This is a genomic window from Arthrobacter sp. ISL-69 (genome assembly GCF_018613775.1).
Classification (GTDB): Bacteria; Actinomycetota; Actinomycetes; order Actinomycetales; family Micrococcaceae; genus Arthrobacter.
This window is the reverse complement of record NZ_JAGGPO010000018.1, coordinates 44,150-64,662: the sequence shown is the minus strand read 5'-3', so window position 1 is coordinate 64,662 and position 20,513 is coordinate 44,150. Positions and strand designations below refer to the sequence as shown.

Genomic DNA, 20,513 nt, shown 5'->3' with positions numbered 1-20,513 from the left:
CTGTGACTCAGCTCACGCCAGCGCCGTCCCGCACGCCAGCGCCGACGCCTCAGGCGCTGAGTTCGTTTTCCAGCCGTTCAAGATCGGCGACGACGGCGGCCCGCTTGGGCGAGCGCAGCGGGAGCAGCCTCAGCGCGGCGGTGCGGACACCGACGTCGTCCTTTGCTTCCGGAAGTTCCGCATACTTCAGCAGCGCGTCCGCGCTGCCGTCCGTCAGGACCGCTTCGCGCAGCAGCGAGGACACGCGGTCCCGGAGATCGATGATGCCCGGCGCTTCCGAACGCGGCAGCACCGCGCCGCGGTAGATCTCCAGGGCGATGCGGTGCGCCCCGCGCTGCAGGCAGTTGAGCACTTGGCTCGAGTCCGGCATCAGGTCCATGGGGAGCCGGTAGGGGCGGGACGCGGGGACGGCATCCGGGCTCAGCTGCTGCAGGACCTTGCGCAGGCGCACCATCTCCGGCCGGAGCGTCATGGAGGAGCCGTCGCCCGGGTACAGCAGCGTGCAGAGTTCCTCCGCGCTGAGCCCCTTCGGGTGGACGCTGAGCAGTGCCAGGATTTCGCTGTGCCGGGCGGAGAGCGCCACAGTGCGGCCTTCGATGCTGAGCAGCGCCTGGTCCCGGCCCAGGAGCTGGAGGCTGTTGCGGTACAGGCTCCCTTCCACCGCGGAACCGGCCTTCGCAGCGGAAGACGGCGTCCGCCGTCGTGCCGGCGCGGCCTGGCGGGCGGCCGCCAGCTGGAGCCGCTCCACGCGCAACTGCGCCTGGGCCGCTGCCACGGTGGCCTCCACGAGGGACAGTGTGTGCGGCGCAACCGCGGATTCGGTGCCCGTGATGTCCACGACCCCCAAGAGTGCGCCGGAGTCGGGGTCGTGGAACGGCACGGCGGTGCAGCTCCACGGATGGACGGAGCGCTTGTAGTGTTCGGCACCGGAAATCTGGATACTTCGGCCCAGGGCAAGGGCGGTTCCCGGGGCGCTGGTGCCAACGCTGGCTTCGGACCAGTCGGCGCCGGCCACGAACATCATGCCTTCGGCGCGCCGCTGCATTACGGAGTCACCCTCCACCCAGAGGAGGCGGCCCACCTCATCGCCCACGGCAACCAGCAGGCCGCTGTCGTGGCTGGGCAGGACCAGGAGTTTATGGATCACGGGCATGATGGTGGCTAGCGGATGCTGCCGGCGGTATTCCTCCAGCTCCTCCCCGTCCAGGGCGAGTGGTGCTTCGGGGTTGTCCGGATTGGCCCGGAACTGGACGGAACGCTGCCAGGATTCCTCCACCAGGCTCCGCAGCCCGGGCAGGTGCACGCCGCCGGTGGGGCCGGCGCTGTTCACGGAATCAAGGCCGCCGGCAGGGCCGAAGCCGGCCACGCCGAGGAGTTCGTGGCCCGCCAGGGCATGCCGCTGGAGAAGTGCCGCGGCGTCCGTTCCCGGAACTGCTGGCTGATTCGTTTTCCTCATCGAACTCCCTTGCCGGCACATCGGTGTGCCAGGCGTGACGGTATGCCGTGCTGGATTGGTCTGCTCAGTCTATTGCCATCCGGCAAGCCGCCATAGGGCTAGTCGTCGGGTTAGCCCTCGGCGCTGCGGGAGATCCGGATCATTTCCTCGCGCGGCACAACCTTGACGCGTTCGCGGACGACGCCGGTCTCCGCCTCCGCTTCGGTCCACGCCTGACCGAGGGCTGCTTCGTGGGCGTCCAGCCTGTTCCAGCCCTCCCACGTGGTGTACTCGACGCCGCGCTCCTCCAGCAGGGCAATGATGGCGTGCGGATCCGGGTTCTGCGCCGGCGGCAGTGTCAGCCGGTCCTCCAGCAGGCAGCCGATGGTCTCCAAGGCGTCGCCCTTCGTGTGCCCGATGAGCCCCACCGGACCGCGCTTGATCCAGCCCGTGGCGTAGATCCCGGGAACCGGATTGCCCTCGGAGTCGAGGACCCGGCCGCCCTCGTTGGGGATAACGCCGGCCCTGGCGTCGTATTCCAGCTCGTCCAGCGGGGAGCCGTGGTAGCCGATGGCGCGGTAGACGGCCTGGACGGGGTAGTCAATGAACTCCCCCGTGCCCTTGACGTGCCCGGTGCCGTCCAGCTGCATCCGCTCAAACTTGATGCCCGCAACCTTTCCGGTGCCCGCGGTGTTGCCGGCGCCGTCGTAGACCTCCACCGGGCTATGCAGGAAGTGCAGGTGCAGGCGACGGGAGGACGGCTGTTCGGATTCCGCGTGCTCCTCCACGAGCCAGTTGGTCAGCGTGTTCACCATGGTCTTGATCTGGTTGTTGCTGCGGATGGCGTCATCGGAGGCTTCGTCGAACTCGAAGTCCTCCGGGTACAGGACGATGTCCACATCCTTCATGTGGCTCAGCTCGCGCAGCTCCAGCGGGGTGAACTTGACTTGCGCCGGGCCGCGGCGGCCGAAGACGTGAACGTCCGTGACCGGGGAGTTCTTCAGGCCCCGGTAGACATTGTCCGGAATTTCCGTGGAGAGCAGCTCGTCCGCGTGCTTCACCAGCATCCGGGCCACGTCCAGGGCCACGTTGCCGTTGCCGATGACGGCGACTTCCTTGGCGTCCAGCGGCCATTCGCGGGGAACATCCGGGTGGCCGTCGTACCAGGACACGAAGTCGGCCCCGCCGAAGGATCCTTCCAGTTCGATGCCCGGAACGTTCAGGTCGGCGTCCTTGATGGCGCCGGTGGAGAAGATCACGGCGTCGTAGAAGGCGCGGAAATCGTGGAGTTTCAGATCGCGGCCGTAGGTCACGTTGCCGAGGAACCGGATATCGCCGCGGTCCAGCACCTTGTGCAGTGCGTTCACGATGCCCTTGATGCGCGGGTGGTCCGGTGCCACGCCGTAGCGGATCAGGCCGTAGGGCGCAGGGTAGGCCTCGAACAGGTCGATGCTGACTTCGAAGTCGCCACCCTTGACCTCGTTGGACTTGGTCAGGATGTCCGCGGCGTACACGCCTGCCGGTCCGGCGCCGACAATCGCGACGCGGAGGGGACGTTTGGGGGTGGTTTCGGCCGAGTTGGACACCGGGAGCCCTTCTGAAACGAGAAACTGCGCCACGTCACGTAGCGCACAGTTCCCCATTCTAATTGGTCAGCCCCCTTTCCCTGCGGAGCTGTTGAGGGATACTACGTCGCCCTCCCGGTACAGCAGCGCGCGCAATTCGGATTCAGCCGAGCCTGTCCGCCGGGGGTCGATGGTCTCCCCCGCGGCAAAATAGTCCAGGAGCCGCGGATCCACATAACTTTTCCGGGCGATCGACGGGGTGTTTCCCAGTACCGCCGCCGCGTCCTGCATCGCGAGGCTGATGGCCGTCTTCTTCTCGGCCACTGTCTTCTGGGGCCCGATCCGGGCCAGGCTGACCGCGGCAGCCACGGTTCCATGCAGGGTGCGGAAGTCCTTCGCCGTGAAGTCCTGCCCGGTCCGTTCCTTGACGTATTCGTTGATCTCCGGGCTGCCCACCGGATGCCAGCTGCGCCCGTTCTTGTACGCCAGGAGCCGGGCGTTGCCGCCCCGGCTCTTGAGCACCCGGACCAGGGCGGCGAGGTCGGCGTCGTCGATCTCGGATTCCCAGGTTTTGCCGCTCTTGGCGGGAAAACTGAGCCGGAGGCTCTCCCGCCTCACTTTCACGTGGGCGCACAGCAGGGTGGCCAGCCCGTGGCTACCGTTCTCGTTGGTGTACCGCTCGGACCCGACCCGCAGCGAACCCGTGTCCAGCATCCTGAAGGCAGCCGCCAGGACGCGTTCGCGCGAGAGTCCGTCGCTGCGCAGGTCCACGGTGACCAGCCTCCGCGCCGTTGGCAGGGATTCGGCGAGCTGGAGGACCCGGTCGAATTTGAGCCGGTCCTTCTTTTCCCGCCAGGCCGGGTGGTAGATGTACTGCCGGCGGCCCATTGCGTCGAGTCCTGTGGCCTGGATGTGCCCATTGTCGTAGGGCGCAATCCACACGTCGGTCCAGGCCGGCGGGATGCCGATGCTCTCCAGCCTGTCCCGGACCGGCCCCGGCGGCAGCGTGGAACCGTCCAGGTCCCGGTACGTGAAGCCGGTTCCTGCGGCCAGGCGCCGGTAGCCCCTTCCCGAGGCGTTGCTGTGGCGGAGCCTCATGGCCCGGGCCGGCTCAGGATGCTTGTTCATATTAGTAAGCGTACTGAGCACTGCAAGGCCCTGCAGCACGGCCCCGGGGAATCGTTTGCCGTGTTGGCGGAATACCGCCCGCGCGGGTGGTGTTATTGATCGTGTGCCTACTCCCGACGGAACCATTGCCCCAGCCATGACCACTCCAGGTACCTCAGCGTCCGCCGCAGCTTCCGGCGGACAGCCGCGCCGCCCCGGCGTCGCCCTTAAGGCAGTGGACAAGGACACGACGGCGGGAGTCCTCTTCGGGATCGGCGCGTACGGACTGTGGGGGCTGCTTCCCCTGTACTTCTTCGCCCTGCAGCCCGCCGGTGCGGTGGAAATCGTGGCCAACCGGGTGGTGTGGTCGCTGCTTTTCTGCACGCTGCTGATCACGGTCACCCGCTCCTGGCGCGTGCTCGGGGCGGCGTTCCGGAACCGGACCGTCCTTGGCACCCTGTCCATCGCCGCGGCACTGATCGCGGTGAACTGGCTGACCTACACGTACGGCGTCACCACCGGCCAGGCCGTGGAGGCGTCCCTGGGCTACTTCATCAACCCGCTCGTCTCCGTGCTGCTGGGGGTGTTCGTGCTGAAGGAAACCCTGCGTCCGCTCCAGTGGGCCGCCGTCGGGATCGGTTTCGTTGCGGTGGTGGTGCTGACGATTTCCTACGGCAAGCTGCCCTGGATCGCGCTGACGCTGGCGGTCAGCTTCGGGCTCTACGGCTTCGTGAAGAAGCGGATCGGGCCCAAGGCCGACGCCATCACCAGCCTGTCCGTGGAGACGGTGGTGCTCGCTCCCCTCGCGGCCGCCACGATGATCTTCCTTGGCATCAGCGGAGCCGCCACGCTCGACACCCAGGGTTCCGCGCACTTCTGGCTGCTGGTTTCCTCGGGCGTCATCACCGCGGTGCCGCTGGTGTTCTTCGGTGCCTCGGCCCGCCGCTTGCCCATGACCACCATCGGCCTGCTGCAGTACTTCGCGCCGGTGCTCCAGTTCATCGTGGCCCTGGTGGTGTTCAAGGAAACCATGACCCTGGACCGCTGGATCGGCTTCGGCGTGGTCTGGCTGGCGCTGCTGGTGCTGACCGTGGACATGCTGGCGGCATCGCGCCGGAGTTCCGTGGCCCGGAAGCGCGCCCTGCGGGAAGCGCGAGCGGACACTTAAGCCCCACCCAGCGCGAACGTAAAGCGCGAACGGGCAGATAATGACCTGTTTTTCGCTTTTTGGGGTCGTTATCTGCCCGTTCGCGCTGTCAGTTAGGCCTGCGGAAGGGCCGCAAGTGCCCGTTCGCGCTTAGGGGCTGTCGAGGCGCTGGTATTCGCGCGGGATAACCACCATCGGCACGGGCAGAGCACGCAGCACTTTGTTGGCCGTGCTGCCGATGAACAGCTTGTTCTTCTCGGCCAGGCGCGACGAACCCACGATCAGGATCTCGCCGTCGTCCCATTCGAGGTCGTCGATGCACTCCTCGATGGTGCGTCCGTGCGCCACTTCCACGCTCACGTTATGTCCTTCCGGGAGCCGGTGCGACGCCTCGGTGAGCACGGTATTGGCGTGGATGTGCGCCGCGTTGACCACTTCGCCGCTGTCACCTTCCGCGTCGAGCTCCACCAGGGAGACCATGCGCAGCGGTGCACCCCGGCGTTGCGCGGCCGCGATGGCGACACCGATTGCTGCCTCCGCGCCCACCCTCTGGCCTACGGCGAGCGTCAGCCGGGTGACGGCCTCCGTGCGGCGGTAACCGCGGGGAGCCAGCGCGACCGGAACCGGGGAGGCGTGCAGGAGCGCATTGGCCACGCTGCCCACCGTGTGTCGCTTGAACAGCCCGCTGCTCGCCGCACCCACCACGATCAGTCCTGCCTGGTATTCGACGGCGGCGTCGATCAGGCCCGCGGCGAACGACTCGGCGTGGCGCACATGGAACTCGACGCTCACGTCCTCGGGCACCAGTGCCAGCCCCTCACGCTGCGCGTCCAGCACCGCCTGCTCGCCGGCACCGGCATGGCCGCCGCCGGCATCCTGCGACGCATGCGGGACGCCCTTTTTCACCACATAGACGAGGTCGAGCTGGGCGCCCTGCGCCCGGGCCAGCGCGGACCCCAGGGCAACAGCGTCGGCGCCGCGCTCGTTTGGTGTGTAGCCAACTACGTATCGCATGGGTGAACCCCTTTTGGGTCTGGGGCAGAATCCGGCCGCACTCGGGGTTCCCGGGCGACGTCGGCCGGTCTGCGTTCCTGCAGTGGTAGTGCTGACTCTAGCCACCCCGGCCGCTTAAACAGAAGAGCCGCGGACGGTCGGTCCGCGGCTCTTCGGTTGGCTCCCGGAAGCCTGGGTCAGGCATCCGGGCGGAGTCCCAGTGGGTGGGGTCCTGGTGCGGGCCCCGGGTCTTGGTTAGGCGTGCGCCTTGATGACGGCGGCCAGCACGTCGAGGCCGTCCAGCAGCAGTTCGTCGCCGATGACCAGCGGCGGCAGCAGGCGGATGACGTTGCCGTAGGTGCCGCAGGTGAGGATGATGACGCCTTCCTTGAGGCAGGCAGCGGCAACGGCCTTGGTCAGTTCCGGGTTCGGTTCTTTGGATCCGGCCTGCACCAGTTCGATCGCCAGCATGGCGCCGCGTCCGCGGATGTCGCCAATAACCGATACCTCGGAGGCCAGTTCGCGGAGCCGGCCGGTGGCCAGTTCCTCGATGTGCTTGGCGCGGGCATTGAGGTCGTACTGCTCCATGGAACCGATGGACGCGAGTGCCGCGGCGCAGGCAACCGGGTTGCCGCCGTATGTGCCGCCGAGTCCGCCCGGGTGAACGGCGTCGAGCAGGTCCGCACGGCCGGTGATCGCGGACAGCGGCATGCCGCCGGCGATGCCCTTGGCCATGGTGATGATGTCCGGGACAACACCTTCGTGGTTCACGGCGAACCATTCGCCGGTGCGGCAGAAGCCGGACTGGACCTCGTCGGCGATGAAGACGATGCCCTTTTCCTTGGCCCAGGCGGCCAGTGCCGGCAGGAAGCCGTCGGCCGGGACGATGAAGCCGCCCTCGCCCTGGATCGGCTCGATGATGATCGCGGCAACGGATTCGCCGCCGATCTGCTTTTCGATCATGGTGATGGCGCGCTTGGCGGCCTCGGCACCGGTGATCGAGGGGTTTTCCTCGCGGAACGGGTAGCTCATGGGCATGCGGTAGACCTCGGGCGCGAACGGGCCGAAGTTGGTCTTGTACGGCATGGCCTTCGCGGTCAGCGCCATGGTCAGGTTGGTGCGTCCGTGGTAGGCGTGGTCGAACGCGACGACGGCGTCACGGCCGGTGGCCAGGCGCGCCACCTTGACGGCGTTTTCCACGGCCTCGGCACCGGAGTTGAACAGCACCGTGCGCTTTTCGTGGTCACCCGGGGTGAGGCGGTTCAACTGCTCGGCAACAGCCACGTAGCCCTCGTACGGGGTGACCATGAAGCAGGTGTGGGTGAAGTGCTCCACGGCTTCCTTCACGGCACCCACGACGGCGGGATCGGACGCGCCGACGCTGGTCACAGCGATGCCGGAACCCAGGTCGATGAAGGAGTTGCCGTCGACGTCGTGGATGATGCCGCCGTCGGCGTCCGCGACAAAGACGGGGACGCTGGAGGCGACGCCGGCTGCCACGACAGCCTTGCGGCGTTCGGTCAGCGCAACAGACTTGGGTCCCGGGAAGTCCGCCTGAACGCGGCGCTTCTGCTCGAGACGGTAGGTGATGTCATGGGCGGTGGTGGTCATGGAGAAGCCTTTCTTGAAAGCTGGGGATGAGGCGTAAAGGTCAGGAAGCTGGGTTATGCATCGAGCGCACTCATCACGTGCTTGATGCGCGTGTAGTCCTCGACGCCGTACATGGAGAGGTCCTTGCCGTAGCCGGACTGCTTGAAGCCGCCGTGCGGCATTTCGGCGGTCAGCAGGATGTGGGTGTTGATCCACACCGCACCGAAGTCCAGGTCGCGGCTGACGCGCATCGCCGTGCCGTGGTCGGTGGTCCAGACGCTGGACGCGAGGGCGTACTCGACGTCGTTGGCCAGCTCCACTGCCTCGGCCTCAGTGTTGAACTTCTGGACGGTGATGACCGGCCCGAAGGTTTCCTTCTGGACGACGTCATCGGTCTGCTTGGCGCCCGTGATGATGGTGGGTTCGAAGAAGAAGCCCTTGTCGCCAACGCGGTGGCCGCCGGTCACGATCGTGCAGTTCTCCGGCAGGTGCGCCACCACGGAGTTCACAGCGTTGAAGTGGTTGACGTTGTTGAGCGGGCCGAAGTAGTTGTCTTCGTCGTTCTGCGAGCCGGTGTGCAGGGTCTTGGTGTGTTCCACCATGGCTGCCACGACGTCGTCGTGGACCGAGTCCTCGACCAGCACGCGGGTGATGGCCGTGCAGTCCTGGCCGGCGTTGAAGAAGGCGAACTCGGCGATGGCCGCCGCGCTCTTCTTGATGTCAGCGTCCTTGAACACGATGGCCGGGGCCTTGCCGCCGAGCTCCAGGTGGGCGCGCTTTAGGCCTTTCGCGGCGCCGGAGGCCACCGCGATGCCGGCACGGACCGAACCGGTGATGGAGACGAGGCCGGGGACCTTGTGGTCCACCATCATGGCGCCGGTTTCGCCCGTTCCCAGGACAACGTTGAGGACGCCCGCCGGGAAGATGTCCTTGGCCAGCTTCGCCAGGACCAGGGTGGACTCCGGGGTGGTGTCCGAAGGCTTGAGGACCACGGTGTTGCCTGCCGCGAGCGCGGGGCCGATCTTCCAGATGGCCATCAGGAACGGGTAGTTCCAGGGTGCAACCTGGGCCACGACGCCGATGGGTTCGCGGCGCACGTAGGAGGTGTGGCCTTCGAAGTACTCGCCGGCGGACTTGCCCTCGAGGATGCGGGCCGCGCCTGCGAAGAAGCGGAGCTGGTCGGCGCCGGCGGCAACTTCCTCGGAGGCGATCAGGCTGCGGACCTGGCCGGTGTTGCGGTGCTGGGCTTCAACGAGTTCGTCGCTGTTGGCTTCAACGGCGTCGGCAAGCTTGAGGAGCATCAGCTGGCGCTGGCCCGGGGTGACGTGCTTCCAGGTCTTGAACGCCTCGTTGGCGGCCGTCATGGCGGCGTCGACGTCGGCCTGGACGGAGATGGGCGACTTCGCCACCACTTCACCGTTCGTGGGATTCACGATGTCCAGCAGTCCGGTGCCGGCGGGCGTGACGAACTCGCCGTTGATGAAGTTCTGCAAGGTTTGGACCACGGTGTACAACCTCTTTCATGCTGGTTTCTGCAGCCGGTTCTGGACCCGGCGCAGTGTTGCGACTGCTCATGAGCCTATGCCAGGGCCGGTACACAGGGAATAGCCACCTGCACACCATCCCCGGAACCCTTTAGTGCGGTTGACCAGCGCCCGGTTATCCTGAATTCATGGCAATCTCCCTCGCCGCCCTGCTGGGCGTACAGTCGCTCAAGCTCACCAAATCCGGTCTGGCGGAGACCACGTGGCACCAGGACATCCAGTGGGTTGCCGTCACCGAGCAGGAGGACCCTCAGCGTTTCCTCAACGGCGGCGAGCTGGTGCTCACCACGGGAATGCGGCTGAAGTCCGCCCCGGAGCAGCGCCGCTTTGTGCGGCAGGTGCAGCGGGCAGGCGCGGTGGGGATCGGGTTCGGGATCGGACTGACGCACGACGGCGTTCCGCAGGCACTGATTGCGGAGGCGAACCGCTGGGGCCTTCCCGTGGTGGAGGTCCCGTACGAGACGCCGTTCATTGCGATCACCAAGCTGGTGGCGGACGCCCAGTCCGCGGACCACTACTCCAAGCTGGAAAGGCTCATTGCGGGCCACCAGATTCTGGCCCGTGCCCTGCTGACCGGCGGCGGCCTGTCCGAGTTGCTCAAGAACCTGGGCTCGATGCTCCGCACGGACATTGTCCTGACCCAGTTCACCGCGCAGCTGTACAACAGCGTGCCCGGCAACCCGCCACCCACGGCGGACACCTGGGCGTCCTACCCCATCCCCACCGGCCGGCGCGACGCGTGCACGCTCTGGATCCGGCAGCCTTTCGAGGATTCCGGCATCGTGGGGTACGCGCAGAACCTGATCAGCGTCGAGCTGAACAACATGGTCAAGCAGCGGCAGGCCCAGCGGGCACTGTCCGGCCAGGTGCTGGAGGACGTGATCCACGGGACCCTGGAGGCCAGCGAGGCGTCCCGGCGGCTTGCCGGCATCGGCGTCAACAGCACCCGGAAGAACGTGGTCCTCCTGGCCGAGTCCGCGGCGCACCCCAAGCAGCTGGTGACTTCCTCGGTGCCGCGGCCGCTGGAACACGGGGTGACCGCCGTCGTCGGCAAGGACCTGATCATCGTGGTCCAGGACGACGGCAGCGGCGCCAGCGTGCTGGCCAAAAGCCTGAGTGACCACCTGGCCGAGGCCGGGATCCACGCCACGATCGGCATCGGCGGCGCCTACACCAAACCCAACGGGCTGCGCTGGAGCTACTTCGAGGCACGGGACGCGGCAAGCCACGGCCTGCCCGTCAACGAGCCCGAGCGGCTCAGCCTGACCTCGCTGCTCCTGGCCAGCGAGGACGTGCCGCTCGCGGACATGGCGAATGAGTCCCTCAACCCGCTGCGGAACTTCGATGCCCTGCACGGGGCCGAGCTGATGACCACGCTGGAAAGCTACCTGAACAACAACGGCTCGGTGGCCGCCGTCGCCGAAGCCCTGACCCTGCACCGCAACACCGTCCGGTACCGGCTCGCGCAGATCACCGAGCTGACCGGCTACGACCCCGCCCAGACCCAGGACCGCGTGCAGCTCTGGCTCGCCCTGGCGGTGCAGCGGCTGAGCCAGCGGCAGCAGGGGTAGTCCCCCGCCGCTTGAATCGTCCGAGATGTTTGCCACATCTTTACAAACATCAAACGTCTAACGTCTAATGTTTAAGTATGGCAACCACGACGACGGCACCCCCCGGAACTGACACCTCGCCCACCGCACGGGTCGGCGTTGCCCGGCCGCGCGCCGTCGTCGTCCTCGGAATCATTGCCGTTGTCCTGATCGGCCTCAACCTCCGCGCCGGCATCACCGGGGCTGCCGCCCTCCTCCACGATCTCCAGGAGGTCCTGGGCTACGGGGCCTTCATTGCCGCCGTCATCCCCTCTATTCCCACGCTGTGCTTCGCGGTTGCCGGGGCGGCCACGTCCTGGCTGACGCGCCGGGTAGGCGTGGAGAAGGCCATCCTGCTGTCCCTCGGAATGCTGGCCGTCGGCCTCCTGCTGCGCGGCATCCCGTCCACCGGCATGCTGCTGGCGGGCACCGTGGTGGGGATGTCCGGACTTGCCGTCTGCAACGTGGCCATGCCGTCCTTCATCCGTGAGCACTACGCGGACCGCACCTCGCTGATGACAGCGCTCTACACGGTCACCATGACCACCGGCGCCACCGTCACGGCCGTGATGGTCGTTCCCGTTGCCCAGGGGTTGGGTTCGGCGTCGGCCGGGCTGGGCTCCATCGGCCTGCTCTCGGTGGCCGCCTTCTTGGGTTTCCTGCCGGTCGCCCTTCACGCACACCGGAACGCCACGCCGGGCCGGGGCAGCCACATTTCCCCCTGGCCGCTCCTGCGGACCCGCAAAGGCGCGCTGCTCACCGCCATTTTCACCCTGCAGGCACTCCTCGCCTACGCCGTGCTGAGCTGGTTCCCCTACATGCTGACCACCACCGGGCTCACCGCAACGGACAGCGGCCTGATGTTCGGGCTGATGCAGTTGGTCTCCGTGCCTGCCGGCATGGTGCTGATCGCCATCGGCTCCCGGCCGCGGATGCTGCGGCCGGCCTTCTACCTGGCCAGCGTCACCATGGTCCTGGGCGTGGCCGCCCTGATGCTTCTGCCCGCCTCACTGGCTGCCGTCCCCGCCGTGCTGCTGGGATTCGGCCTGGGCATCTTCCCGCTGGTCATGGTGATGATCAGCCGCAGCGGACGCACGACGGCGGAAACCACGGCCATGTCCACGCTGGCACAGTCGGTGGGCTACCTGCTCGCCACGGCCGGCCCGTTCGGCATGGGCCTGCTGCACAGCGCCACGGGCGGCTGGACGGTTCCGCTGATCCTGCTGCTGGCCATCGCCCTGGCCCAGATTGTCGTGGCGCACCTGCTGACAAGGACCCGGCCATGACCCTCACTGCTTCGAGCCGGCCTGTACTGGCCGACGAAATCACCGACAAGCTCCGCCGGATGATCCACTCCGGCGAGTGGCCGCTGCAGCAGAAAATCCCGGCCGAACCCGAGCTGATGGCCACGCTCGGCGTGTCCCGGGGTACCCTGCGCGAGGCCATCAAGGCCTTGGCCCATGGCGGAATGCTGGAGGTCCGCCGCGGGGACGGAACCTACGTCCGCGCAACGAGCGAGATCTCCGGCGCGGCACAGCGCATGTACCAGGACCACACGCCGGAGCACATCCTTGAAGTCCGGGTCGGCATGGACACGCAGGCCGCCCGGCTGTCCGCCCGCAACGCACAACCAGACCACATCACCGCCATGAAGGCCCTGCTCGACCAGCGCCGCGACGCCTGGAACTCAAAGGACTACGCGGCGTGGGCCCAGGCCGACTGGGACTTCCACGTGCTGGTGGCGCAGTCGACCGGCAACCCGCTGCTACACGAGCTATACGTAAGCTTCGGCTCCGTGTTCCATGCCGACATGCTCCGGCAGCAGCGCCGGGAAGGCTTCAACGGGCTCCCCGACGAAGGGCACGGCAAGCTGGTTGACGCCATAGAAGCGCACAACGAGAGCGCTGCCGTGGACAGCGTCAACCGGAACCTGAACTCCTGCGCGGAGTGGCTCGGAGTGTAGCTAGAGCGGCCGTTTGCCCCAGGCCTGCGCCGCGCCCAACGCTCGAGGGCAATGTCCCGCCATCTGGACAAAAACTCCAAGGGCGTCGAGGGATGCGCTGCGCTTGTGGGGTTTCGCCGGGGCACAATCCGTCAGTAGGCTTACTATCTGACCGAGGTAGTTATGCCTGCGGCGCGCACCCGCGTCCAAGCACCGCTGATGATGAGGAGTTCCCATGGCGCGATCAACACGCTTGACCGAGCACGAGTCTGACACCGGGCCACTGCGGCAAGCGGCGGCGGATGAGATGCCCCGTCAAGGGCAGCGTCCGGGGACAGTGAAACCAAAGGAAACCAAGTCGGCCAGCGCACTGTGGGCCGACGGACTGGGCAGGGTTGGCATCCGCGCAGCCCAGATCCTGCTGATCCTCATGGTGGCCGTGGTTTCCGTCTACGCGCTGATGCAGATCAAGCTCCTGGTCATTCCGATCTTAATCGCGCTGATCCTTGCCGCGGCCATCGGCCCGTTCGTGAACATGCTCCGGCGCCGCGGCCTTCCGGGCGGGGTTGCTACCGGGCTGGCCTTTGTAGCGCTGATGCTGCTGCTGGCCGGTGTCTCCTCCCTGATCTATTTCTCGGTCCGCAACCAATGGGGCGAGCTGGTTCAGCAGGCCTCTTCGGGACTGGATGAACTGGAGCGGTTCCTGCTGACCGGTCCCGTCCCACTTGAGCAGGAACAGCTCGACCAGGCGCGGGAGGGAATTGTCCAGTTTGCCACCAGCAGCCAGGTCCGCTCCGGCGCCATCACAGGACTCTCGGTGGTCACCGAGTTCATCGCAGGAGCCAGCCTCATGGTGGTCATACTGTTTTTCTTCCTCAAGGACGGCGCCAAGATCTGGAACTTCTTCCTCCGTCCCTTCACCGGCCAGCGGGAGGCAAAGCTGCGCCGGGTGGGCAGCCGCACCCTTGAGGTGCTGGGCGGCTACGTGCGCGGCACCGCGATCGTGGCATTGGTGGACACGGTGGCAATTGGAGCAGCACTGCTGATCATGCAGGTTCCGCTGGCCTTCCCCCTGGCCATCATTGTCTTCATTACCGCCTTCATCCCGCTGGTCGGCGCCACCGTGGCCGGCATCCTGGCCGCGTTGGTTGCCCTCGTGGCAAACGGGCCGGTCGTCGCGCTGATTGTGGTGGCGGTGGTGATCGCAGTCAATCAGCTCGAGGGCGACCTCCTGCAGCCGGTTGTCATGGGCAAGTCGCTGCAACTCCACGCCCTGGTGATCCTGATGGCCCTGACCGCCGGCACCATTCTGGCCGGCATCGTGGGTGCGGTGCTTTCCGTGCCGCTGGCCGCCGTGGCCTGGGCCATCATCCAAGTGTGGACGGCCGAGGATGCGACCCTGGAGGACATGAACCCCGATCTGCCGCCGCCCAACAGTGAGCCCGCCCAATCGCCACCCCCTCCTAACCTTAGTTGGAGGGGAGGTCGGGAAGTTTTGGAGTAAACGCACGACGACGGTCGGCACCCGGGTGCCGACCGTCGTCGTGCGTTCTCAGCTAACCGCCGCCGCGGCGCCTGTCCTGACGAACTAGGCGGCGCGAAGACCCGCGAAAACGTTCTTGGGGCGCTGCATTTCGCCGTGCTTGGCGCCAAGGATGATGACTGCCGCGGCGAACGCGGGGATGGCCCACTGCAGCATCTTGAGCTGCTGCTGCGCCGCCTTCAGCTCGTCGGAGGCCTCCGCCCGCGGTTCCGTGGCACCTTCGGCACCCTCGCCCGCAAGCTTCTCAACCTTCTTGCCGAGGATGCCGGAGTACAAGGTCACGCCCGCACCCAGCACGGTCACCGCCGTCTTGACCACGGTGTCCCGCGCAACGCCGTCCTGCTTGGCGATGCGGTCCTTGTTCTCCCACGCAATGGCGAGGTCCGCCACGAGGTGCGAAGCAAACGCCGCCGTCTGCAGCGGTGCCCATTTCATCCAGCCGGCACTGGACAGCCTGGTCCTTTCGGAGGGGTCCTTGGCTTCCGCCGCTGCACCGTTCAGGCCGATGGCACCCATCAGGGATCCACCGAACCACGCCGCTGCCGTCAGGTCGTGAACTGACCGGGCAATGAGATTTCCTGCCATGATGTGCATTCCTAACGTTGAAGTGGTCGAGTTGCCGCTCCCGCGGACTTGCTGTGGCACAAGGTCACGGTCCACCCATGGTAAGCACACTTACTAATGTTACGAAAGCCCGTCTTGCAAGCGCAGACGGCGTAATATCGTCGGCATGGGAACCACAGGGACTTTGTTTGGCTGGGCCTTCGGCGACCCCGCCCGCGCCAGCGACAGCAGTTATCTCGACGGCCTTGAGCTGGAGGCCCTGGGAAATGCCCGCGAGACGGCGGAGGCCAAAGGGGTAGCCCTTGTGCCAGGATCTGAAGTCTTCACGGTCCTGAGCGGCAACGACTCCCTGGTGGAGCTGGACAATGCGCCGGGGAAACTGGTGGTCCGGTGCACAGTGCACGTGGAAGGACCCCACGCGGAAAGACTGCGTGCTGAAGGACCCATGAACGGCTAGCCAATGTCGGACGAAGGATCCACTATCAGCGAGGCCGCGGACGCCGTCGAGGAGGCGTCCAATGCCAAGGCCCTGGACGTCCTGGCAAGGGCGGGCTTTGCCGTCATGGCTCTACTCCACATTATTATCGGCGTCATCTCCATTGCCCTCGCCTTCGGCCAGCCCGGGCAGGCCGACGCCACCGGCGCGATTGAACAACTAGCTGCCAACCCGTGGGGGCCCGCCGTGATGTGGGCCTGCGTTGCGGCATGCACGGGACTGGCATTGGGGCAGGCAAGCGAGGCCACCCTGCGCGCCCGCCACCTCCCCCGCAAGGAGCGGGTCGGGAAGCTGCTCAGTTCCGGCTTCCTGGCGATCGCCTACGGCAGCGTGGGGCTCAGCTTCGCCGGCTTCGCGGTGGGGCTTCGCGGGGATTCGGGTGACAGCACGCGTGACTTCAGCAGCTCGCTGATGGCCACCCCGGCCGGACTTTGGGCGCTGGTGGCCCTGGGCCTGACCATCATGGGCATCGGCGTCTACTTCGTGGTGAAGGGTGTCCGGCGGGGATTCAAAGAGGAGCTCTTCCACTTTGACGGCACCCGGCGAGGCAGGCTCATCGACACCTTGGGCATTACCGGGCATACGGCCAAGGGCATCGCCCTGAACCTCGCCGGACTGCTCATCGTCATCGCCGCCGCCAACCACCGCCCGGAGGAGTCCACCGGGCTGGACGGCAGCCTCAAGGCACTGCGCGGCCATCCGTACGGACCGTATCTGCTCGTCGCCATCGGGGCGGGCTTCATCGCCTATGGATTCTTTGCCCTGATCCGCGCCCGGTTCGGTCGGATGTAGTTCCACCTGTTGAAACGATAGGAAGGAAGCCATGACGGACCACGAACCCAGGCACGCCGGCGGCGTCACCGAAGCAGCGGGCCGCGCGTTTGCTGCGATGTTCCGGGCCCTCAAACTCGCGCGGCCGGACCGCCCGATTCACCCGGATGGCGTCGGTCTTGACGGTGTACTCACCCGCACCGGGGACGGCGGCCGGTCCAGCGGGATTGACTGGCTGGACGCACGCGGCGTTGACCCGATTGAGGCCAGGTTCTCGCGGTCGGTGGGGCTGCCGCAGACACTTCCGGACATCCTGGGACTCGCCCTCCGCATCACACCCTCCGACGGCGGCACGGCGGATGTGCTGTTCGCCTCCACCGGCTGGAAGGTTCCGGGCAGGTTCCTGCTGATGCCCACGCTCGACGCCGCCACGGCCGCCCTGACAACCCTCATGCCCTACCGCGGCCGGAAAGGGCCCGTGCTGCTGGGGCTCCGGACCGTAAGCCTGCCGTCGGGGTCGCTGGCTTCCGGGGAATGGGTGCTCGGACTTTACTGGGCCAGGCCGGCCGGACCTTGGCGGCAATGCGGCGAGCTACGCCTGCGGGCCGCTCCGATACCCTCGGACACCCGCCTGCGCTTCAATCCGCTGGAAAATCAGCTTCCCGGCGCCCGGACATACGCGTGGACCCGGCGTCTGCGGGAGCGCTCCTACCGGGCGGCGCAGCGGCCGGCTCCCGCCGCCGTCGTGAAGCAGGCACAGAAGAAAGCGAGCACTGAAATGGCTACAGTTTCCAAGACCTTCCTCACTCCGCCGGCCGACGTCTGGAACGTCATCGCCGACGGCTGGCTCTACTCCGGGTGGGTTGTGGGTGCATCCAGGATCAGGGATGTGGACGCATCGTGGCCCGCTACCGACGCCGTGCTGCATCATTCGGTTGGCGCGTGGCCGCTCCTGATCAACGACAAAACCAAGGTGACGGCGTCGGATCCGGGGAAGTCCATCGAACTCATTGCCCGGGGCTGGCCCCTCGGAGAAGCGAAGGTGGTGATCACCCTGGAGCCGCTGGAAACCGGGTGCAAGGTTTCCCTCGCCGAGGACGCAGTCAAGGGCCCGGGCCTGTTGATCCCCAAGTTCATCCGGGACCCGCTTATCTCGGTCCGGAATAAAGAAACGCTAAACCGGCTCGAGCTGATGGCCTCGGGCGGCGCCGGCAACTGACGCCGCACGCTCGTTAACAAACGAACGCGCGAACTGGCAGCTAATGACGTCAAACCCGGGGTTTGCGGTCATTAGCTGCCAGTTCGCGCGCTAGTCAACGTGCGCGGTAGGGAACGGCAGGACTAGACCTGCGCGGCCACTCCGTCACGGGAGATGGACACCATGTCCTCGCGCGGCACAACCTTGACCCGCTCGCGGGCAACCTCAACGCCGTGCGAACCGGTCTCGGTGGCCTTTTCGCCCAGGCTGCGCTCGTGCGCGTCCAGTGCCAGCCAGCCTTCCCAGCTCGTGAACTTCACGCCGCGGGCGTCCAGGAGTTCGACGACGGCGTCCGCCTCGGGAACGGCGGCAACGGGAAGGTTTTCGCGGTCTTCGAGCAGGTAGGTCACGGTTTCCAGGGCGTCACCCTTGGTGTGGCCGATAAGGCCCACCGGGCCGCGCTTGATCCAACCGGTGGCGTAGATACCCGGAATGTGGGTGCCGGCAGCGTCCAGCACACGGCCGCCGTCGTTCGGTACAACACCCTTCTTGTGGTCGAACTCGACCTCCGGGAGGGCGGAACCGAAGTAGCCGATGGCGCGGTACACGGCTTGGACCGGGTAGTCCACGAACTCGCCGGTGCCTCGGGCGTTGCCCGTGCCGTCCAGCTCGGTGCGCTCAAACTTCATGCCGGCAACGCGGCCGGGGGTCTCGGCGTCGTCGTAAATTTCAACCGGGCTGTGCAGGAAGTGCAGGTGCAGGCGGCGGGAGGCCTTGAGCTCGGAGACGTCCTCCGGCTGCTCGGCGATCCAGTTGGTGAGCGTGCCGACCATGGTCTTGGTCTGGTTGTTGCTCTGGACTTGGCGGTCGGATTCCTCGTCGAACTCGAAGTCCTCCGGGTACAGGATGATGTCCACGTCCTTGGAGTGGGCCAGCTCGCGCAGTTCCAGCGGGGTGAACTTCACCTGGGCCGGGCCGCGGCGGCCGAAGACGTGCACGTCCGTGACGGGCGAGGACTTCAGGCCGGCGTAGACGTTGTCCGGGATTTCGGAGACCAGGAGGTCGTCGGCGTGTTTGGAGAGCATGCGGGCCACGTCCAGTGCCACGTTGCCGTTGCCGATGACGGCGATTTCCTTGGCGTCCAGCGGCCATTCGCGGGACACGTCGGGGTGGCCGTCGTACCAGGACACGAAGTCGGCGCCGCCGTAGGAGCCGTCGAGTTCGATGCCCGGGATGTTCAGGTCCGCGTCCTTGATGGCGCCGGTGGCGAAGATGACGGCGTCGTAGTGGGTGCGGAGGTCCTCGATGGAGAGGTCCGTGCCGTAGTCCACGTTGCCGAAGAACCTGATGTCGCCGCGGTCCAGGACCTTGTGCAGGGCGTTGACGATGCCCTTGATGCGCGGGTGGTCCGGGGCAACGCCGTAGCGGATCAGGCCGTAGGGCGCCGGGTAGCGGTCAAAGAGGTCGATGCTCACGGTCAGCTCGCCGCTCTTGACGGCTTCACTCTTGGTGAGGATGTCGGCGGCGTACACGCCGGCGGGGCCGGAACCCACGACGGCGACCCGGAGCGGGCGGGCGGCAGAACCTACGGTGGTGCTAGTTGACACGGCTGTGTTCCTTTTTCTGTCACGGCCCAACTGACTCGCATTTAACGTCGTGAAATCGTCTTTTGGGAGCGTTATCTGCGAGCTAGTTGGGAAGGGGCTACGGGGGCTACTTGGCTACGGGGTGAGGACGCGGGTGTTCGAAATGCGGGGGCGGTTCGGGGTGGTGGTGCTGTAGTCGGCAGTCTTGAAGTGCGACGGCGCGAACGGGCTGACGCGGACAACGTCGCCGATCACGATCACCGCGGGATTCGCGACGCCGGTGGCCTCGGCCTGGTCAGCGATGGAACCGAGAGTGCCAATGGTCACGCGCTGGTTGGGCAGATAGCCATTCTCAACGATGCCAACTGGAGTGTCCTGAGGCAAACCGGCGCCGGCCAGGGCGGCGGCGGATTCGCGCAGCTGGCCCACTCCCATGAGCAGCACAATGGTGTGGTCGGCCCGGGCGGGGACCTCGGAAAGTTCCTCGTGGCCGGTGACCACGCTGAAGCCCTTGGCCAGGCCGCGGTGTGTCACGGGGATGCCGGCCGCTGCGGGAACGGAGATCGCTGACGTCACGCCGGAGACCACTTCAACCTCGACGCCGTGCTGGCGGCAGAATTCGGCTTCCTCGCCGCCGCGGCCCAGGACGTACGGGTCCCCGCCTTTGAGCCGGACCACGCGGTGGCCGGCCATGGCTTCGTCGACCAGGATGCGGTTGATGTCGGCCTGAGGTACGGGATGGTGGCCGGGGGTCTTGCCCACCTCGATGACGCGGACGTCCGGGGCGAGTTCGCTCAGGAGTTCGCGCGGGCCGAGGCGGTCTGCCACCACGACGTCGGCCTGGCCCAGGAGCCGGCGGCCGCGGACGGTGATGAGCCCGGTGTCGCCGGGGCCGCCGCCCACGAGGGCCACGCTTCCCCGGTGGGCCCGCTGGCGGCGCAGCGGAAGGTCGCCGGTTTCCAAAGCGGTGGCGACGGCGTCGCGCAGGGCCATGGCGCGGCGCGGGTCTCCCCCGGCGTTCACGGCGATCTGCACATCGTCAACTACGGCGACGGCGGGGGTCCAGGCGGCGGAGGCTTCATGGTCGGAAGCGTTGACGCACCAGACGCGCTGGGCCTCGGCGTCGGCCGAAACGCGGGAGTCCACGGCGGGATCGCCGGTGGCGGTCTGGACGAACCAGACGCCGTCGACGTCGGAAGTGCGGTAGGGGCGCTGCTCCCAGGTGAGGAGGCCGGCGTCGGCCAGTTCCTCAAGTCCCGCGGAGGCGGCGGGGGCAACCACGGTTACCCGGGCACCGGCGTCGAGCAGCCCCTTGGCGCGGCGCGTGGCCACCGGCCCGCCGCCCACCACCAGCACGGGGCGGCCCAGCAGGCGCAGTGCCGTGGGGTAAATATCCTGAATTGCCATGAATCGACGATAGGGCCGCGTCATATACCGGAACAA

General features: G+C 66.9%; 17 protein-coding genes. 8 read left to right on the top strand and 9 right to left on the bottom strand.

Annotated elements, in window-relative coordinates:
- Positions 1-49: 49 nt before the first annotated feature.
- The 3 genes from J7I79_RS12495 to J7I79_RS12485 form a co-directional block, all read right to left on the bottom strand.
- Positions 50-1,456, bottom strand: coding sequence for a GAF domain-containing protein (locus tag J7I79_RS12495; RefSeq protein WP_214953602.1), 1,407 nt, complete (start codon positions 1,454-1,456; stop codon positions 50-52).
- Between the two features lie 110 nt (positions 1,457-1,566).
- Positions 1,567-3,021 (bottom strand): FAD-dependent oxidoreductase, encoded by a 1,455-nt coding sequence (locus J7I79_RS12490; RefSeq protein ID WP_214953600.1) that lies wholly within the window; start codon positions 3,019-3,021, stop codon positions 1,567-1,569.
- Between the two features lie 66 nt (positions 3,022-3,087).
- Entirely contained in the window at positions 3,088-4,098 is a 1,011-nt protein-coding gene (locus J7I79_RS12485) for a DNA topoisomerase IB (protein WP_214954276.1), read from the bottom strand.
- Positions 4,099-4,264: 166 nt separating this feature from the next.
- Here J7I79_RS12485 and rarD point away from each other — a divergent pair, with 166 nt between their 5' ends.
- On the top strand, positions 4,265-5,275 hold the full coding sequence (gene rarD, locus J7I79_RS12480) for an EamA family transporter RarD (RefSeq protein WP_251042749.1): 1,011 nt from the start codon (positions 4,265-4,267) through the stop codon (positions 5,273-5,275).
- 129 nt (positions 5,276-5,404) lie between these two features.
- Here the strand turns inward: rarD and J7I79_RS12475 are convergent, their stop codons facing one another.
- The 3 genes from J7I79_RS12475 to J7I79_RS12465 form a co-directional block, all read right to left on the bottom strand.
- Entirely contained in the window at positions 5,405-6,268 is an 864-nt protein-coding gene (locus J7I79_RS12475) for a universal stress protein (RefSeq protein WP_214953598.1), read from the bottom strand.
- Positions 6,269-6,502: 234 nt separating this feature from the next.
- Entirely contained in the window at positions 6,503-7,858 is a 1,356-nt protein-coding gene (gene gabT, locus J7I79_RS12470; RefSeq protein WP_214953596.1) for a 4-aminobutyrate--2-oxoglutarate transaminase, read from the bottom strand.
- 53 nt (positions 7,859-7,911) lie between these two features.
- Positions 7,912-9,342, bottom strand: coding sequence for a gamma-aminobutyraldehyde dehydrogenase (locus J7I79_RS12465; protein WP_214953594.1), 1,431 nt, complete (start codon positions 9,340-9,342; stop codon positions 7,912-7,914).
- A 167-nt stretch (positions 9,343-9,509) separates the two neighbouring features.
- Between J7I79_RS12465 and J7I79_RS12460 the strand changes: the two genes are divergently transcribed.
- From J7I79_RS12460 to J7I79_RS12445, 4 genes are all read left to right on the top strand, one after another.
- A complete protein-coding gene (locus tag J7I79_RS12460; protein WP_214953592.1) occupies positions 9,510-10,952 on the top strand; it encodes a PucR family transcriptional regulator in 1,443 nt (480 codons plus the stop codon).
- 77 nt (positions 10,953-11,029) lie between these two features.
- A complete protein-coding gene (locus tag J7I79_RS12455; protein ID WP_214953590.1) occupies positions 11,030-12,256 on the top strand; it encodes an MFS transporter in 1,227 nt (408 codons plus the stop codon).
- The gene (locus J7I79_RS12450; RefSeq protein ID WP_214953588.1) at positions 12,253-12,933 is read left to right on the top strand and encodes a FadR/GntR family transcriptional regulator; all 681 of its coding nucleotides are present in this window, start codon (positions 12,253-12,255) and stop codon (positions 12,931-12,933) included. Before J7I79_RS12455 ends, J7I79_RS12450 begins: the two co-directional genes overlap by 4 nt.
- 214 nt (positions 12,934-13,147) lie before the next feature.
- Positions 13,148-14,416: an AI-2E family transporter gene (locus J7I79_RS12445; protein ID WP_214953586.1), complete on the top strand. Its 1,269-nt coding sequence runs from the start codon at positions 13,148-13,150 to the stop codon at positions 14,414-14,416.
- An 84-nt stretch (positions 14,417-14,500) separates the two neighbouring features.
- Here J7I79_RS12445 and J7I79_RS12440 read toward each other — a convergent pair whose 3' ends face one another.
- On the bottom strand, positions 14,501-15,040 hold the full coding sequence (locus tag J7I79_RS12440; RefSeq protein WP_214953584.1) for a hypothetical protein: 540 nt from the start codon (positions 15,038-15,040) through the stop codon (positions 14,501-14,503).
- A 145-nt stretch (positions 15,041-15,185) separates the two neighbouring features.
- On the opposite strand from J7I79_RS12440, the gene J7I79_RS12435 reads away from it, so the two are divergent.
- Genes J7I79_RS12435 through J7I79_RS24235 form a run of 3 tightly spaced genes read left to right on the top strand, consistent with a single transcriptional unit; the run spans position 15,186 to position 17,505 of the window.
- The gene (locus J7I79_RS12435) at positions 15,186-15,476 is read left to right on the top strand and encodes a hypothetical protein (RefSeq protein WP_214953582.1); all 291 of its coding nucleotides are present in this window, start codon (positions 15,186-15,188) and stop codon (positions 15,474-15,476) included.
- Positions 15,477-15,479: 3 nt separating this feature from the next.
- Positions 15,480-16,307 carry a DUF1206 domain-containing protein gene (locus J7I79_RS12430; RefSeq protein WP_214953580.1) on the top strand — a complete coding sequence of 276 codons (828 nt, stop codon included), beginning with the start codon at positions 15,480-15,482 and terminating at the stop codon, positions 16,305-16,307.
- 31 nt (positions 16,308-16,338) lie between these two features.
- Positions 16,339-17,505: an SRPBCC family protein gene (locus J7I79_RS24235; protein WP_251042747.1), complete on the top strand. Its 1,167-nt coding sequence runs from the start codon at positions 16,339-16,341 to the stop codon at positions 17,503-17,505.
- 122 nt (positions 17,506-17,627) lie between these two features.
- On the opposite strand, the gene J7I79_RS12420 is transcribed toward J7I79_RS24235, so the two are convergent.
- Together J7I79_RS12420 and cobA are read right to left on the bottom strand one after the other, a co-directional pair.
- The gene (locus tag J7I79_RS12420) at positions 17,628-19,091 is read right to left on the bottom strand and encodes an FAD-dependent oxidoreductase (protein WP_214953578.1); all 1,464 of its coding nucleotides are present in this window, start codon (positions 19,089-19,091) and stop codon (positions 17,628-17,630) included.
- 114 nt (positions 19,092-19,205) lie between these two features.
- Positions 19,206-20,477, bottom strand: a complete 1,272-nt coding sequence (gene cobA / locus J7I79_RS12415; protein WP_214953576.1) for a uroporphyrinogen-III C-methyltransferase — start codon at positions 20,475-20,477, stop codon at positions 19,206-19,208.
- Positions 20,478-20,513: the final 36 nt, after the last annotated feature.

What these genes read in the sequence shown, in the direction of transcription:
- J7I79_RS12495 (WP_214953602.1), bottom strand. Translation starts at nt 1,456, where the DNA reads ATGAGGAAAACGAATCAGCCAGCAGTTCCGGGAACGGACGCCGCGGCA.
- J7I79_RS12485 (WP_214954276.1), bottom strand. Translation starts at nt 4,098, where the DNA reads ATGAGGCTCCGCCACAGCAACGCCTCGGGAAGGGGCTACCGGCGCCTG.
- rarD (WP_251042749.1), top strand. Translation starts at nt 4,265, where the DNA reads ATGACCACTCCAGGTACCTCAGCGTCCGCCGCAGCTTCCGGCGGACAG.
- J7I79_RS12475 (WP_214953598.1), bottom strand. Translation starts at nt 6,268, where the DNA reads ATGCGATACGTAGTTGGCTACACACCAAACGAGCGCGGCGCCGACGCT.
- gabT (WP_214953596.1), bottom strand. Translation starts at nt 7,858, where the DNA reads ATGACCACCACCGCCCATGACATCACCTACCGTCTCGAGCAGAAGCGC.
- J7I79_RS12460 (WP_214953592.1), top strand. Translation starts at nt 9,510, where the DNA reads ATGGCAATCTCCCTCGCCGCCCTGCTGGGCGTACAGTCGCTCAAGCTC.
- J7I79_RS12455 (WP_214953590.1), top strand. Translation starts at nt 11,030, where the DNA reads ATGGCAACCACGACGACGGCACCCCCCGGAACTGACACCTCGCCCACC.
- J7I79_RS12450 (WP_214953588.1), top strand. Translation starts at nt 12,253, where the DNA reads ATGACCCTCACTGCTTCGAGCCGGCCTGTACTGGCCGACGAAATCACC.
- J7I79_RS12445 (WP_214953586.1), top strand. Translation starts at nt 13,148, where the DNA reads ATGGCGCGATCAACACGCTTGACCGAGCACGAGTCTGACACCGGGCCA.
- J7I79_RS12440 (WP_214953584.1), bottom strand. Translation starts at nt 15,040, where the DNA reads ATGGCAGGAAATCTCATTGCCCGGTCAGTTCACGACCTGACGGCAGCG.
- J7I79_RS12435 (WP_214953582.1), top strand. Translation starts at nt 15,186, where the DNA reads ATGGGAACCACAGGGACTTTGTTTGGCTGGGCCTTCGGCGACCCCGCC.
- J7I79_RS12430 (WP_214953580.1), top strand. Translation starts at nt 15,480, where the DNA reads ATGTCGGACGAAGGATCCACTATCAGCGAGGCCGCGGACGCCGTCGAG.
- J7I79_RS24235 (WP_251042747.1), top strand. Translation starts at nt 16,339, where the DNA reads ATGACGGACCACGAACCCAGGCACGCCGGCGGCGTCACCGAAGCAGCG.
- cobA (WP_214953576.1), bottom strand. Translation starts at nt 20,477, where the DNA reads ATGGCAATTCAGGATATTTACCCCACGGCACTGCGCCTGCTGGGCCGC.